This window comes from Streptomyces sp. NBC_01463 (assembly GCA_036227345.1).
Classification (GTDB): domain Bacteria; phylum Actinomycetota; class Actinomycetes; order Streptomycetales; family Streptomycetaceae; genus Streptomyces.
Window position 1 is genome coordinate 4,080,577 of record CP109468.1, and the last position, 15,056, is coordinate 4,095,632.

15 protein-coding genes are annotated in these 15,056 nt (G+C 71.6%); 4 read left to right on the forward strand and 11 right to left on the reverse strand.

The genetic code is table 11. From position 1 onward, the window contains the following. The first annotated feature begins 108 nt into the window (after positions 1-108). The 4 genes from OG521_18005 to OG521_18020 all read left to right on the forward strand — a co-directional run bounded on the left by OG521_18005 (position 109) and on the right by OG521_18020 (position 3,063). Positions 109-603, forward strand: coding sequence for a flavin reductase family protein (locus tag OG521_18005; GenBank protein ID WUW22586.1), 495 nt, complete (start codon positions 109-111; stop codon positions 601-603). Then, on the forward strand, positions 600-2,084 hold the full coding sequence (locus tag OG521_18010) for a cation:proton antiporter (protein WUW22587.1): 1,485 nt from the start codon (positions 600-602) through the stop codon (positions 2,082-2,084). Before OG521_18005 ends, OG521_18010 begins: the two co-directional genes overlap by 4 nt. Before the next feature lies 1 nt (position 2,085). Then, positions 2,086-2,379, forward strand: a complete 294-nt coding sequence (locus OG521_18015) for a chorismate mutase (protein WUW22588.1) — start codon at positions 2,086-2,088, stop codon at positions 2,377-2,379. A gap of 72 nt (positions 2,380-2,451) precedes the next feature. Beyond that, positions 2,452-3,063, forward strand: a complete 612-nt coding sequence (locus OG521_18020; protein WUW22589.1) for a sensor domain-containing protein — start codon at positions 2,452-2,454, stop codon at positions 3,061-3,063. An 81-nt stretch (positions 3,064-3,144) separates the two neighbouring features. On the opposite strand, the gene OG521_18025 is transcribed toward OG521_18020, so the two are convergent. The 11 genes from OG521_18025 to OG521_18075 form a co-directional block, all read right to left on the reverse strand. After that, positions 3,145-3,819, reverse strand: coding sequence for a response regulator transcription factor (locus OG521_18025; GenBank protein WUW22590.1), 675 nt, complete (start codon positions 3,817-3,819; stop codon positions 3,145-3,147). A gap of 37 nt (positions 3,820-3,856) precedes the next feature. After that, positions 3,857-5,185 (reverse strand): 3-deoxy-7-phosphoheptulonate synthase class II, encoded by a 1,329-nt coding sequence (locus tag OG521_18030; GenBank protein WUW22591.1) that lies wholly within the window; start codon positions 5,183-5,185, stop codon positions 3,857-3,859. A 40-nt stretch (positions 5,186-5,225) separates the two neighbouring features. Next, entirely contained in the window at positions 5,226-5,819 is a 594-nt protein-coding gene (locus tag OG521_18035) for an aminodeoxychorismate/anthranilate synthase component II (GenBank protein WUW22592.1), read from the reverse strand. Next, positions 5,816-7,414: an anthranilate synthase component I family protein gene (locus OG521_18040; protein WUW22593.1), complete on the reverse strand. Its 1,599-nt coding sequence runs from the start codon at positions 7,412-7,414 to the stop codon at positions 5,816-5,818. The genes OG521_18035 and OG521_18040 overlap by 4 nt, the downstream gene beginning before the upstream one ends. 23 nt (positions 7,415-7,437) lie before the next feature. Next, positions 7,438-8,373 carry a clavaminate synthase family protein gene (locus OG521_18045; GenBank protein WUW26720.1) on the reverse strand — a complete coding sequence of 312 codons (936 nt, stop codon included), beginning with the start codon at positions 8,371-8,373 and terminating at the stop codon, positions 7,438-7,440. A gap of 100 nt (positions 8,374-8,473) precedes the next feature. After that, positions 8,474-8,977, reverse strand: coding sequence for a YbaK/prolyl-tRNA synthetase associated domain-containing protein (locus OG521_18050; GenBank protein WUW26721.1), 504 nt, complete (start codon positions 8,975-8,977; stop codon positions 8,474-8,476). Between the two features lie 22 nt (positions 8,978-8,999). Next, a complete protein-coding gene (locus OG521_18055; protein WUW22594.1) occupies positions 9,000-9,221 on the reverse strand; it encodes an MbtH family protein in 222 nt (73 codons plus the stop codon). Between the two features lie 71 nt (positions 9,222-9,292). Beyond that, entirely contained in the window at positions 9,293-10,282 is a 990-nt protein-coding gene (gene sbnA / locus OG521_18060) for a 2,3-diaminopropionate biosynthesis protein SbnA (GenBank protein ID WUW22595.1), read from the reverse strand. Between the two features lie 41 nt (positions 10,283-10,323). Beyond that, positions 10,324-11,349, reverse strand: a complete 1,026-nt coding sequence (gene sbnB, locus OG521_18065) for a 2,3-diaminopropionate biosynthesis protein SbnB (GenBank protein ID WUW22596.1) — start codon at positions 11,347-11,349, stop codon at positions 10,324-10,326. Between the two features lie 40 nt (positions 11,350-11,389). Continuing rightward, entirely contained in the window at positions 11,390-12,394 is a 1,005-nt protein-coding gene (locus OG521_18070) for a TauD/TfdA family dioxygenase (protein WUW22597.1), read from the reverse strand. 61 nt (positions 12,395-12,455) lie between these two features. Beyond that, positions 12,456-14,993 (reverse strand): non-ribosomal peptide synthetase, encoded by a 2,538-nt coding sequence (locus tag OG521_18075; GenBank protein WUW22598.1) that lies wholly within the window; start codon positions 14,991-14,993, stop codon positions 12,456-12,458. Positions 14,994-15,056: the final 63 nt, after the last annotated feature.

A 15,056-nucleotide genomic window follows, 5' to 3' on the forward strand; every position in this document is an offset into this window, starting at 1 on the left:
ACCACGGACGCCCGTCCGGGTCTGCGCTCAGTGAGACCGTGGCAGCGGCCACCCCACCATGCCGCCGCCGAGCGGGCCCCGGTGGCCGTGGACGAGTTCCGTTCCCTCATGAGCGCGTTTCCCACCGGCGTCGCCGTGATCACCACCTACGGCCCGGACGGTCTGCCGCGCGGGCTCACCTGCTCGTCCCTGGCCAGCGTCACCTCCGAGCCGCCGACCCTCTCGGTCTGCCTGAACACCCGCGGCGAGACGCTGCGGGCGCTGCGGACCCATGGCGCCTTCGCGGTGAATCTGCTGCACGACGGCGGTCGGGGCGCCGCCGAGGTGTTCGCCAAGCCGGTCGCGAACCGGTTCGAGCAGGTGGAATGGCGGCCTTCACCCGGTGCGGGACTCCCCTGGCTGGTCCAGGACGCGTTCACCACGGCCGATTGCCGAGTGTCCGACTTGATCGAAATAGGCGATCATACGATGGTGCTGGGCGAAGTGACCGAAGTTGTCCAGGACTCGGGTACTCCCCTGCTGTACGGGGTGCGCCGCTTCGCGCACTGGCCCGGCGGCGCGGTCCCGGGTGCCCGGCCCTCTCCTGAGGGAGTGGCGTCATGACCCTGTCGTCGGCACGCCCGATGCGCGCAGCCCCGGCCAGGTCCCGGCGCCCCGCGGTGAGCATGGCGGCCGGTCTGGTCGTCCTGGTGAGCGCGACCGTCGTCTGGGGGCCCGGTCTGGTGCGCGGCGGGGGTGAGCATTCCGGGGCCGATCCGACGGCCCGGTTCCTGCTGGCCGTCGCGGTGATCGTGTTGCTGAGCCACTTACTGGGTACGGTGTTCCGCCGCTTCGGCCAGCCCGCGGTGATCGGGGAGATAGTGGGGGGCCTGCTCCTGGGGCCGTCCGCGCTCGGCTGGGTGTGGCCGTCCGCCCAGGCGTGGCTCCTGCCGGCCGAGGTGAAGTCGACCATATCCATGGCAGCTCAGCTGGGGCTGGTCACGTTCATGTTCCTGCTCGGCTGCGAGCTGCGCATGGAGCGGGTCAGGGCGGGGAGCAGCGCGCTGGCCGCCACGGTCCTCGGCGGGATGGGGCTCCCGTTCCTCGCCGGTCTCGGTATCGCGGTGGCCGCGCCCGATGTCCTGCGCGGTTCGGCCGGGCACCACACGAGCTATGCCCTGTTCTTCGGTCTGGCGCTGTCGGTCACGGCGCTGCCGGTGCTCGCCCGGGTCCTGGTCGATCTGCGGATGGACCGCTCCGAACTCGGGACGTTCGCCCTGGCCGGCGCGGCGGTCGGGGACGGCGTGGCCTGGCTGGCGCTCACGGTCATCCTCGCGATGACGAGTGCCACGGGGAGTGTCGCCGCCACGGTCGGCCTGACGCTCGCCCTGGTCACGGTGACCGCGCTGGCCGTGCGGCCGCTGCTGGCGGCCGCGGTACTCACGGCGGAGAAACGGCAGGGCGGAGCGAAGCTCCTGCTGCCCATGATGCTGCTGGCCGGAGCCGTCACCTACGCGGCGATCACCCAGGTGATCGGGCTGCATCCGGTGATCGGCGCTTTCCTGTTCGGCACCGCTGTGCCGCGCGGTTCCCGGGCGGCACAGCGGATGAACGAGCAGTTGCAGGGGTTCACCCTGGCTGTGCTGCTGCCCCTGTTCTTCGCCGGGGTCGGACTCAACGTCTCCGTTCGGGGGCTGGGTCTCGACCCGTGGCACTGGCTGGTCCTCGTCGGTGTCGTGGCAGCCGCGACGGTGTCCAAGTTCGCCGGCGCGGGGGGCGCCGCGATGGCGGTGGGCATGCCCCGCAACGAGGCCCTGCGGCTCGGCGCGCTGATGAACTGCCGCGGGGTGACCGAGGTCGTCGTCGCCGGCATCGGCTGGGAGGCGGGACTGATCAGTTCGAACGGTCTGACCGTCCTGGTCCTGATGGCGCTGGCCACCACGGCGCTCACCGGACCGCTGCTCAAGGCCATCGGTGTCCGTCCCCCGGCCGCTTCCGGCGCCGTCGCTTCCCCCGGCCCCGCGGACCCCGACCCGGTCACCGTCAACTCCGTACGCATTCCGTCGCCCTCTGCCCAGCGAGCACCGCACACCCTGGAGGTCTGAAATGTCCCCGGTCAACTCCGCCCGGCTCATGGAGCGTCAGGCGCACCTCGCCTCGCTCGACCGATCGATCATCTCCCTGATCGAGGAACGCGCTACCACTGATTCCCAACTCCGGACGCTACGCCGACTGTCCGGACTTCACGAGTTCCAACTCTCCCGTGAAAACGATGTCCTGAGTCAATATCACGAAGCACTGGGGCGTCAGGGCACCTCCATCGCGCTCCAGCTGCTGGCGATCGCGCGCAACGAGGGCCGGCGGAAGGTGGACATCGAGGAGACTGCCACCGCAGCCTGACCGCTGTGCCCGGTGGGTCCCTGCCCCCACCGGGCACCTTTCCGCGTCCGCGTCCAAGGAAGGAAACCCCCCATGCCGAACACCGTCCGTCCCCACGCCCCGCTCGCCCGCCAGGACGAGCCAGCCGGTCTGCGCGGGCTGCTGCGTCTGCCGTTTCGGCGGCAGACCTGGAAGTACGTGCTGTACACCCTGCTGCTACCGCTCGCGCTGAGTCTGATCCTGGTCCTGCAGTACGCGATGAAGGCGGCACAGGACAACGGCCACCAGGAACTGGGCCCCTTGATCCTGCTGGCCGTCCTGGTCGTCGTCGCCGTGTGCGGCCCCGGCTTCGAGCGGGTGCGCGCCCGGTTCTGGCTGGGCGAGGAGATCGGCCGCCGTTCCGGGGACAACCGCTTCGTCCGCCATGCCGCCTTCTACGTGCTCAACATGCTCGCGGGCGCGCTGGGTTTCCTCGCGGTGGCCGGCTGGCTGATCGTCTCCGCGCGCAACCTCACGTACCCGGTCTGGGGCTGGCGCTCCTATCCGGATCCGGCGTGGGGCGGACCCCACCCGGCCGGTGTGGTCGCGCTGCACTTCGCGGCAGGCGTGGTGACCTTCTTCGTGGGGCCGTGGATCATCGTGCGGCTGGCGAAGCTGCAGGTCCGTCTGGCGCGCGGGTTCATCGGTTCGGACCGGCCTGCCTGACCGGGCGGCGCGTGAAACGACCGATCCGTCCCCGACGGCCGGGCGGGCTCGATCACCGAGCCCGCCCGGCCGTCGGGGACTTCAGGCTGCCGCCACCAGCTCCCGCCGCCCCGCCCCCGGCCCGGTCCGGTCCAGGGCGTCGAGGTAGCGCAGGACGGCCAGGACCCGCCGGTTGTCCCCGCTGCCACCGGGGACCTCGAGCTTGGCGAAGACGGCGGCGATCCGCTTCTCCACGGTGCCCTCCGAGATGCACAGCCGTACGGCGATGGCGGTGTTGGTGCGCCCCTGCGCCATGAGGGCCACCACTTCGGACTCCCGGTGGCTGAGGACCCCGAGCCCGGCGGCCGCGGTACCCGCGGCGGCCGGATCGAAGGCCGTGCGCCCCGCACCGATCCAGGTCAGTACGGCGACGAGCCGGTCCACCTCCGTCATGTGCGCCTCCAGCTGATGGCCCAGACCCGGGCCGCCGGCTTCCAGCAGGGCGTCCGTCACTTCCGGTTCGGGTGTCCGCGAGTAGAGCAGGACCCCGGTGCCCGGGCGGCTGCGGCGGACGGCCAGCGCGTCCCGTACGGCGTCGCCGTCCCGTACCGGCGCGGCGGCCGTCCCGACGAGCAGCACGTCGGGGCGGTGAGTATCGGCGAGCGCCGCCAGCGCCCCCGTGTCGCGGACCGCGGTCACCTGATGGCCGAGGTCTCCGAGCACGTGAGCCAGGCCGGTCCGCAGGACCGGAGAACTTTCGGCCAGGACGAGACGCATGGGGGTTCACTTCCTTCGCCGGGCCCGGTGGGGCCGGTCATCGCGATCGGTAACTCTCGGCGATGAGGAAGGCGAGGTCGAGGGACTGGCTGCGGTTCAGCCGCGGGTCGCAGGTGGATTCGTAGCGTTCGGCGAGGTTCTCGAAGTGGAGCTCGTCCGCGCCGCCCACACACTCGGTGACGTCCTCCCCGGTGAACTCCAGGTGCACGCCGCCCGGGTGGGTACCGAGACCGCGGTGGACCTCGAAGAAGCCGGTGATCTCCTCGACGACGTCGTCGAAGTGCCGGGTCTTGTGCCCCGTGGGCGCCTCGAACGTATTGCCGTGCATGGGGTCGCACACCCACGCGACGGGCGCGCCCTCGGCGGTGACCTTCTCCACGAGGGCAGGCAGCCGGTCGCGTACGCCCTTGGCACCCATGCGCACGACGAACGTGAGCCGGCCCGGCTCGCGTTCCGGATCGAGCCTGTCGATCAGGGCGAGCGCCTCGTCCGCCGTGGCGGTCGGGCCGAGCTTCACGGCGATGGGGTTGTGGATCCGGGAGAAGTACTCGACGTGCGCGCCGTCGATGTCCCGGGTGCGCTCGCCGATCCACAGGAGGTGCCCGCTGGTCGCGTAGGTGCGGCCGGTCTCCGGGTCGGTGCGGGTGAGGGCGTCCTCGTAGTCGAGGAGCAGCCCTTCGTGGCTGACGAAGAACTCCACGGCACGGGCGATGCCCTCGTCGGCGCCGCAGACCTTCATGAAGGTGAGCGCCCGGCCGATCTGGTCGGCGAGTTCGCTGTAGCGCACACCCGCCGGGGATCCCGCGACGAAGTCCTGGTTCCAGGCGTGGGCCTGGCGCAGGTCCGCGTAACCGCCGGTGGTGAAGGCGCGGACCAGGTTGAGGGTCGCGGCGGCGGAGCGGTGCATGTGCTGGAGGCGTAGCGGGTCGGGGGTGCGCTGTTCCTCCGTGAATCCGAATCCGTTGACGGCGTCGCCGCGGTAGGCGGGCAGGGTGACGTCGCCGCGGGTCTCGGTGGGACGGGAGCGGGGCTTGGCGTACTGGCCCGCCATTCTGCCCACCTTGACCACGGGGACGGAGGCCGCGTAGGTGAGGACGAGCGACATCTGGAGAAGGGTGCGCACCTTCCCCCGCACCGCGTCGGCCGTGGCCTCGGCGAAGGTCTCGGCGCAGTCCCCGCCCTGGAGCAGGAATGCTTCTCCCCCGGCCACGGCGGCGAGCCGCCGCTTGAGGAGTTCGCACTCGTCGGCGACGACGAGCGGCACCGCCGCGCCGAGTTCGGCGCGGACCGCGTCCAGGGCTTTCGGATCGGGCCAGTCGGGCTGTTGGGCTGCGGGCAGGTCGCGCCACAGGTCCTGGTAGACCACGGGACTACTCCTCGTTCGGGCGGAAGGACGACGGAAAGGATCAGGAGACCGGCGCCGGCACGGACCGGCGGGCCATTTCGAGGAAGTTCGCCATCAGCCGCATACCGCCGACGGTGGTGATGCTCTCGGGATGGAACTGAACACCCTCGACCGGCAGTTCACGGTGGCGCAGGCCCATCAGCGCTCCGTCGTCCTCGGCGTGGGCCGTGGCCTCCAGTTCCAGGGGCAGCGGGTCCTCGACGACGAGCGAGTGGTAGCGCGTGGCGGTCATCGGAGTGGCGAGTCCGGCGAAAAGACCTGTTCCGTCGTGCCGGACCGGGCTCGTCTTGCCGTGTTTGAGCCGGCCCGCGACACTCACCCGGGCGCCGTGGGCCAGACCGATCGCCTGGTGACCGAGGCAGATGCCGAGCAGCGGCACCTGCCCGGCGAACGCGTGCACCAGCTCGACGTGCCCGGAGTCCGCGGGGTGCCCGGGGCCCGGGCCGAGCACGACGGCGTCGGGGCGTCGGGCGGCGAGCTGCCCGGGCGATTCGGAGCGTGCCCTGACGACGTCGGTACGGGCGCCGAGGCCGCGCAGGTACTGGTCGATGATGTGGGTGAAGCTGTCATAGGCGTCCACCAGCAGGATCCTCACCGGGACCCACCTCCCCGGGGTCCGCCGTCCGGGCCGCCCGGCACGGTGACCGGCAGGTCTCCCGCCTCCGCGACAGCCGACAGTTCCTCGCCGGTCAACGCCCAGTACGCGGCCCCCATCTTGTGCAGGGTCTCGCGCCACTCGGCCTCGGGGGCCGAGTCGGCGACGATGCCGGCACAGCTCTGAGTGGAGTAGACCGGCCCGTCGCGCACGATCGTGCGGATGCAGAGCGCGAACTGCCCCCAGCCGCGCACATCGACCAGGCCGACGGCTCCCGCGTACATGCCACGCGGCTCGGTCTCCAGCTCCTCGATGATCGCCATGGCGCGGATCTTCGGTGCGCCGGTCACCGTCCCCGCGGGGAACGTCGCCCGGAGCGCCGACCACACGTCGGCCTCCGGGGCAAGCCGCCCTTCGACGGTGGAGACCAGGTGGTAGACGTGGGAGAACGCCTCCACCTCCATCAGACGTCCGGCGGTCAGCGTCTGCGGCACACAGACACGCCCGATGTCGTTGCGGCACAGGTCGACGAGCATCACGTGCTCGGCCCGTTCCTTCTCGCTCGCGAGCAGTTCGGTGACGCGCCGCGCGTCGGCCTCGGTGTCACCGCTGCGCCGGGTGGTTCCGGCGATGGGCCGCATCACGATGCGTTCGCCCTCGGTCTTGAACAGCAGCTCGGGGCTGGCGCCGATGAGTGTGGCGCCGGCGTGCGGCACCAGATACATGTACGGGGACGGGTTGCGGTCCCGCAGCCGCCGGTAGGCGTCGAGCGGGGTCAGCGCGGTGGTGACGTCGATCCGGTGCCCGATCTGGATCTGGTAGATGTCACCGACACCGATGTGCTCCAGGCAACGGCCGGCGCGTGCGAGGAAGGTCTCCCGGTCGGCGCTGTCGCGCACGGACAGCGGTGCGGGCGCGGCCGGTACGGGCTCCTCGACGGCGTCCGCCGCGGCACGCGCCGCCTCCACGATGTCGAACGGCGCGGGCTGCGGGAACTCTGCTGCCCGGGCCCGGAAGTGGAGGGCCCTGCCGGTGCTCGTGTCGTACCGGACGGTGTTGCGGTAGAGGGCCAGCACGCAGTCCGGTCCGGTGGCGCCCGTGCGCGGGGGAAGGTCCTCCAGGTGCCAGGCGGTCCCGTAGCCGAGGGTGGCCAGGAACCCGAACACGTAGGAGTCCACAGGCTGTTCGGTGTGCAACGCGAACAGGTTCTGAGCGGCTGCGAGCAGCTCCAGGGCCTGGCCCTGCCCGTCGATGCGCAGGGAGCCGGCAACCGGCGGGCCCAGACCGAGCCCGTCGGCCACCGCGAACAGAGCGGTGGCGACGGCCTCGGTCCCGGTGACGGTGATGTGCCCGGGGTGGATGCGGATCTCGGCGAGCCGGTCGTAGCCGATGACCGCCGATGTGCAGTCCTGCTGCGGGCCCTGCGGCGACTCCAGCAGGAAGACGTCGTCGCCGTGGATCTCGCGCAGGGCGGTGCACAGGTCGAGCGGGCGGTGTTCCGGGAGGGGGGTCTCCTCGATGTGGACGTGGATGGCGGGCGGTGGCCGGTACTGCGGGGCGCACGGCGCCGCCGGGGATTTCAGCAACGTGGTCAAGGGCTTCTCGCTTTCCGGTCTTCTCAGCCGAGTACGTAGCCGTCCGCGTCTCGCAGGCCGCGGGAGCGGCGCAGGTCGCTGAGGATGAAACTGCGCTGCAGCCAGCGGTCGTTGCCGTCGTAGCGGGGCCGGAACGCGGTCCGGCCGTGGACGGTGACCCGGTTGTCGACGACGGCCAGGTCACCGGGTTCCAGCAGGGCGGTCCGTGCGGTCAGGTCGAACAGCTCCTGGAGTTCGAGCAGGGCGCGTCCGGCACGCGGGGTGAGCGGCTCGGTGGCCGCGAAGTCGACCCGTACGTCGGGGTCGTCGGGCGCCCCGAACAGGACGGCGTGCGCTTCGGTGGCCCCCGAGGCCGCACCGAAGGACGGCGGGGCGGCGGTGCGGAACTCCTGACTGAACAGCGCCTCACGGCCGTCCGCCGAGAGCAGCGGCAGCACCTGACGGGTGCAGCCGGTGCGGAGTCCGGCGATGCCCTCGTGGTCGGCGCGCAGGCACAGGAGCATGACGAAGTCGGGGCGGTGGGGGTGGAAGGCGTTCTCGGTGTGGAAGGTGAGCAGCACCGATCCGGCGTTGCCCTGGAAGTCCTCCTGTCCCGGCACCGGGACGACGTCCTGCACGAGCGCACCGCCCTTCTCGGGACGGAACGCCGCCGGGTCGCCGAGCCCGCCGGCGATCATCAGCAGCAGTGCGGCGGGCAGCGCCGCGGTGCGCTGCACGGAGCCGGCGGCCGCGGGGGTGGGCGGCAGGCCGGCGTCCCCCACCGGGAGCCCGCGTACCAGCAGGGTTCCCGTGGGGCCCGAGTCACGGCGGAAGTCCCTCAGCGTGCGCCGGAGTTCCACGGGGAGGTCGGACCAGGCGTGCCGGGCGGCGGCGACCCAGGCTCGGTCGTCGACGCGGTCGCCGGCGGCCGTGGGGATTGTCCGGGCCACATCGGCGATGGCCCCGGCCCGGTCGGTCATGTCGGCCACGGGGGTCGTGGCGCCGGTGGAGTGGATGGTTGCTGTCATCTGTGCTTCGCCTTCCTGGTGGTCCTGTACGTCCTCGGTGGTGCGGCCGGGTTCACGCGGCCCGCGCGACGGGCGGGGCGAAGAGGCCCGTGGTGCCGGGCCGGTCCGCGATCGGTGCCACCCGGGGTTCGGCAAGGGCCCGGTAGGCGTGCGCGGACAGGGCAACCGACTGATCGAGCCGGGCGGCGTTGAAGTAGATCTCGTCCTGCGCCAGCAGGCCGGGGTCCACGACCACGTGCAGGTCCGGATGGAACGAGAACGGCACGATGGAACCGCTGACGCAGCCCGTGAGCCGTTCCGCGCTGGCCCGGTCGGCGAAGCCCGCACGGACTCCGCCGACCGCCGCGCACACCGCGTCGAGATCGACGCGGTGGTCCCCGCGCACCACCGCGAGCACGTACTGCCGCTTCTTGCCCTTCAGGGCGACCCGGATCACCAGTGATTTCGCCGCCTGCCGCAGGGGGTGACCGCGCAACAGACTCGCCAGGTCGGTCGCCCCCTGCGGCGGATGCCCGATGAACCGGTGGGGGTGGGGCGCGAAGGCCAGCAAATCCATCAGCCGGGCCCGGGCCCAGGGGCTAGGAGCGACCGGCACGGGACATCGCCTCGGCCACGGAACGCGGACGCATGTCGGTCCAGTGCTCCTCGATGTGGGCCAGGCTCTCCGCGTGGCTGCCCTCCTCCCGGGCGACCCGCCAGCCGGCGGGGACCTCCGCGAAGGCGGGCCACAGGGAGAACTGGTCCTCGTCGTTCATCAGCACGAGGTAGCGCCCCTCGGTGTCCTCGAACGGATTGGTCATGACGCGCTCGCTTCCTGCCGTACGGGTGGTCCGTACGGCTGTCGATAAGAAGGGGCCCGGGGGACGGGCGGTCAGGCCGCAGCCTGCTCGGTGACGTCCTGCGGACTCAGGGCGGTGCTGCCGTAGATGCCCTGCACCCAGTTGGTCTGGTAGACGGTGTCCAGATAGCGCTCACCCAGGTCGGGCGAGATGGTGACCGCGGTCGTCCCGGCGCGTTCGGCGTCGTGGGCCTCCAGCCAGGAGGCCGCTCCCGCGACGACGGTCCCGGTGGATCCGCCGAAGAGGAAGCCGCGGCCGGCCAGCCGGTGGCACATCCGGACGGTGTCGGTCTCCGGGACCAGCACCACCTCGTCGATGTACGCCTCGTCGAGGATCTCCGGGCGCACCCCCGCGCCGAGGCCGGGAATCATCCGGGTTTCCGGCGGGCCGCCGAAGGTCACGGAGCCCACGCTGTCCACGGCGATGATGCGCACGTGCGGACGGCGCTCCTTGAACCAGCGGGCGCACCCCATCAGGGTGCCGGTGGTGCCGGCTCCCACGAAGAGCACGTCCAGGCCGGGGAAGTCCCGGGCGATGGGAGGCGCGGTCCAGCGGTAGTGAGCCCGCCAGTTGTCGGAGTTCGTGTACTGGTTGAGCCAGACGTGCCGGGGGTCGGCGGCGCACAGGGCGCGCACCTGGGCCAGTCTCGCTCCGAGGAACCCCTCCTCCGGATCGGGTTCGGTGACGATGTGGACATCGGCTCCCAGGGCCTCCATCAGCCGCCGCGAGGAAAGATTGCAGCGGGAGTCGGTGACACAGAGAAAGCGGTAGCCCTTGCTCGCCGCGATCATGCTGAGCGCCACGCCGAGGTTCCCGGACGAGGACTCCACAAGAATCGAGCCGGGGGTGAGCACCCCGCTGCGTTCAGCCGCCTCGACCATGGCCAGGGCGGGTTTGAGTTTGATGGAACCTGAGAAATTGAATCCCTCGCACTTGAGGAAGAGCGAAGTGCCGAGAACGGGCCTCAGATCTATGTAGAGGTCGTCCTCGTTGAATTCCTGCGGAGCCGAGATGATCGGCACGCTGCCTCCCGCGTTCGGGCTTGGACGTGAAGGCGGAAAGGTCAGCCGTAACGGCTCATGTCATGGAAGAAGCCGTCGACGACCGCCAGTTCCCCCGCGGCGCGCACGGTGTCGTAGACATGCCTGCCGAGCGCGAGGTCGAGGACGCCGAGGCCGAACGGTGAGAAGACCACCGGACGGTCGGTGGCCGGCTCGACTGCTCCGGTGAGCACGTCGTGGAGGGTGCCGTGCACGAAGTCCCTGTTCCCGGTCCGCTGTTCGGCCAGGTGCAGGGAAGTATTGGCCTTGAGACAGTGCTCGACGTCGTCCACGATGTTCGTGGCCGCGAGCACGACGTCGGGCGACAGGTCACGGAGAGAGATGTGCAGCACGAGTGGGTTGTGTGCGAACCATTCGCTCTCGGTGACGTGCGGCTCCCCCGCGACGGTGGCGAAGACGACGATGTCGCAGGAGCGGATCAGCTTCTCGGCGCTGTCGTGCACGGTGACCGTGCCGGCCGAACCGGAGCGCTCCAGGTAGTCGGCGAAGCCGTCGGCGTGCTCGCGCGAGAGGTCGTGCACACCGCACTCGTCGAACTCCCAGCCGGTGCCCGCCAGATAGGTGTGGAGGTAGCGCGCGATGAGTCCGACGCCGAAGAAGCCGATGGTGCGGGGGCGTGCGCGGCCCCGGGTCAGGACGTCGGCGGCGAGTGCGGCCGAGGCGGCGGTCCGGGTGGCGCTGATGATGGAGCTTTCGAGGCAGGCCAGCGGATAGCCGGTCTCCGGGTCGTTGAGGATGAGCACGGCGGACGCGCGGGGCAGGCCCGCCGCCACGTTCTCCGGGAAGCTGGATATCCATTTCAGGCCGTCGACGGGGGCGTCCCCGCCGATCGAGGCGGGCAGCGCGATGATGCGGGATGTGGGCCGGTCGGGGAAGCGCAGGAAGTACGAGGGCGGGTTGACGGTGTCGCCCTCGCCGTGGGTGCGGTAGGCGGCCTCCACGAGGTCGACGACGTCCTGGTGCCGGCCGTCGAGGACACGGTCGACCTCGGCTCCCGGTATCACGGCGAAGGTGGGACTCGGTGTCATGCGGGGCTCTCCCGTAGGGGTGCGGATGGTGGTACGGAGGTCAGTTCAGGTCCATGACGTGGCCGGCGAGCCGGGTCGGGTTGCCGAGGATCACGACGATCTCGCGCTCGCCCCGGTACTCCTCGCGGCTGTGCGCCATCCGGATGTTGTCCACCAGCAGGACGTCGCCGGCCTGCCACGGCTCGCGCCGGGTGGCGCCTCCGTAGGCCTGGTTGATCGTGGCGATCACCTCGGCGGAGATCGGTGTGCCGTCGCCGTGCGCGGTGGTGAAGGGAAGCGAGTCGGCGCCGTACACATCCGTGAGGTACTCGCGGATCATCGGGTCGAGAGTGAGTTCGTTCAGGAAGGCGATCTGGTTGAACCAGAGGGGCCTTCCGCTGACCGGGTGGTCGCTCACCGCAGACCGGCGCTGGCGGGTGCGCAGGGCGCCGTCGTCCAGCCAGGCGTGCTCGATCCCTGACGCGGCGCAGTACTCGGCCACCTGTCCCGGGTCGTCGGTGCCGAAGGCCTCGGTCCAGGCGACACCGACCTCACGGTAGGTGCGTGTCAGTTGCCATCCCTCGCGGGCGAACCGGGCGACGAGCCCGGCGGGCAGGGCGCTCAGCACCTCCTGGGCGTCGGCGACGGCGGTCGCGCCGCCTTCCCGGGGCGCGATGAGGCAGCCGAAGACGGCGAGGGCGGGCACCTCGGCGGCGTAGCTCAACTCGTGGTGCATGCACATCGGTTCGTCCGGGGGCCATTCGGAGGATCCCTGCACACCGGGACGGTAGGAGCGGCGGCCGGCGAAGCGCTCCCGCTCCTGCACGGGGTCGACGCCCAGCGCACGGGAGACGGCTTCGACGGCCTCGGGAGTGGTGACGGCGAGGCCGCGCAGCAGCACGGCACCGTGTTCGGCGAGGGCGCGCAGCACGGTGGTGCGCTGCTCCGCGGCCCAGGAGGCCGCGTCGGCGGGGTCCGGGGCGCGCAGGACGGCGACACCGCCCGGAGGTGGTGCCTTTACCGGGTCGTACTCCGCTTCCGCGGTGGCTTCGAGTACGGACGTCATCTCTCCGGTGTCTCCCTCGGTGACGGGTGGCGCGGGGTGTCGTACGGGCTTCGGCGCCGGTTCAGCCGACAGCGGCGGTGGGGGCGTCGGCCCGCTCGGCGAGACGCTCGGTCAGCAGGGCCGCCAGGTCGCGGAGGACCGGTGTACGGGCCAGTTCCCCGACCGTGACGAGCCGTTCGAGTGCGATCGCGAGGCGTACGGCGGTCAGCGAGGTGCCGCCGATCTCGAAGAAGTGGGCGGTGCGGCCGATGCGCTCGACCGGCACCTTGAGCACGTCCGCCCACAGTGCGGCCAGCCGGGCCTCGCTCCGGGTGCCCGGGGCCCGGCTCCCGGCACCCGCCGGGTTGTGCGCGGCCGGGTGGTCCCCGGCTCCCTCCGCCTCCCGGGTCAGGGCCTTCCGGTCGGTCTTGCCGTTGGAGGTGAGCGGCAGCGTGGGCCGGCGCTCCAGCCGCGCGGGGACCATGTAGGCGGGGAGGGTGTCCGCGAGCCGGTCCCGGACCTCGTCCGGGTGCGGGCCGTCCGCGCCGGTGTAGTACCCGACGAGGGTGCGGGCGTCGCCGCGGCCTGCGGCGACCACCGCACCGTCCCGCACCCCGGCCACCTCCAGCAGCCGGTTCTCGATCTCACCGATCTCGATCCGGAAGCCCCGGATCTTGAGCTGGGCATCGCGCCTGCCGTGGAACTCGAGCCTTCCGTCCGGCATCCAGCGACCGAAGTCCCCCGAGCGGTAGAGCCGTTCGCCGGGCCGGTGCGGGTCGGTCATGAAGGCGGCCTTGCTGCGCACCTCGTCGTTCACGTATCCGCGGCCCACGCACACACCGGAGAAGACGATCTCGCCGGGCGACCCCAGCGGTACCGGCTGGAGCCGCTCGTCGACGACGTACACCCTGACGTTGCGGACGGGTCTGCCGAGCGGCACGGAGGAGCCGGCCGGGGGGCGGTGCATGACCTCGTGGTTGGTGTCGTCGCACGTCTCGGTGAGTCCGTACGCGTTGCACAGCGTGACGCCGGGGAAGGAGGTGAACCAGCGCTCGACGAGTTCCTTCTTGAGTGCCTCGCCGGTCGCGGAGACCGCGCGCAGGTCCGGCAGCGCGGTTCTGCCGTCGTCGTTCAGATAGGTGAGGAGGACTTCCAGGTACGACGGGACGAGCTGAGCCACCTCGACCCGGCCGACCCGCAGCGTCTCGACGAACCTGCCCACGTCCAGGACCGCTTCCTGGGCGACGATGTGGGTGGTGCCGCCGGTCACGAGCGCGGCGACCAGCTGCCACAGGGAGATGTCGAAGCACTGGGGCGCGGTCTGGGCGACGACGGTGCCCTCGGTGACGCCCAGGTCCTCGATCTTGGCGAGCAGATGGTTGACGAACCCGGCGTGCTCGCACACCGCACCCTTGGGCTCGCCGGTAGAGCCCGAGGTGAAGTAGATGTACGCGGCCGCGTCGCCGGGGACCGGGAATCGCGGGTCGGTGCTGGGCAGCCCGGCCGGGAGCTCGTCGAGGAAGGTGACGACCGGATCGGCCCCCGACTCGGCGACGGCCCGGTCCAGGGCCGGGCACACCTCCCGGGTAGTGAGCACGGTGTGGCAGGCGCTGCGGGTGAGTACGGCCGCGATCCGGGCAGCCGGGAAGTGCGGCTCGACCGGGAGGTAGACACCGCCCGCCTTGAACACGCCGATGACCGCGGCCAGCCACTCCAGATCGCGTTCGGTGACGACCGCGACGACGTCCTCGTCCCACAGCCCGCCGAGCCGCAGAGCCCAGGCGACCCGGTTGGCCCGCTCGTTGAGCTCCGCGTACGTGAGCGAGCGGCCGTCCAGTACGGCGGCGACGGCCCCGGGGTGGCTCCGTACCCGCGCCTCGAAGAGTTCGTGGAACCTGCGGTCGGGAACCTCCCGCTCGGGGCCCGCCAGTTCCTCGGTCTGGTGGCGGAGCTCGGCGTCGGAGAGCAGGGACCGTTCGCCGTGCGGGGCGCCGGAGTCCTCGGCGGTGCGGCGCAGCGCGGTCAGGTAGTACCCGGCGATCCGGGCCGCCGCCGCGGCGTCGAGCGTGTCTGTGCGGTGGCGTACGACGAGGTCGTCGCCGTCCGTGTGGACGTCGAGGACCGTACCGGCAGGCGCCGGTGCGTGGGCACCGGCCCCGGGTGCGGTCACGAGGGAGTCGAAGAGGGCGCTTCCGCCGTGCGTGCCGGTGGAGTCGGGTGCCTGGCCGGCGTACCGCGCGAGCGCGGCGACGCCGGCCCGTGCGGCGCCGACGAGGTCGTCCCAGGTGCCGTCCGCGGTGTTGATACGGACGGGGAGGGCGTCCTGGCCGGCCTGCCGGAATCCGGTGAGCGTCTCGCTGTCGCCGGTCAGGGCAGCGATCACCTTGGCGTGTGCCGCCAGGAGCGCGGGGGCCGTGACCGGGGTGCCGGCGAGCGGTGTCCGGTGCTCGGCGAAGGCCGCAGCGCTCTCGTCCGCGCAGTCGCCGGCCGCGGTCCACCGGGGCAGCGGAGTGAAACCCCCCGCGTCCAGGACACCGCGCCAGTACTCCCGGCCGGCCTCTCCGTCCTTGTCGTCCGCGCACCGCTTCACCTGCGTGCCTCCACCCGAAGTACCCGTCATTTCCGTGAGCCGGGGACGACTTCACGTTGATGTCCGAAACACTATGGAGGGGCCTTATCGACG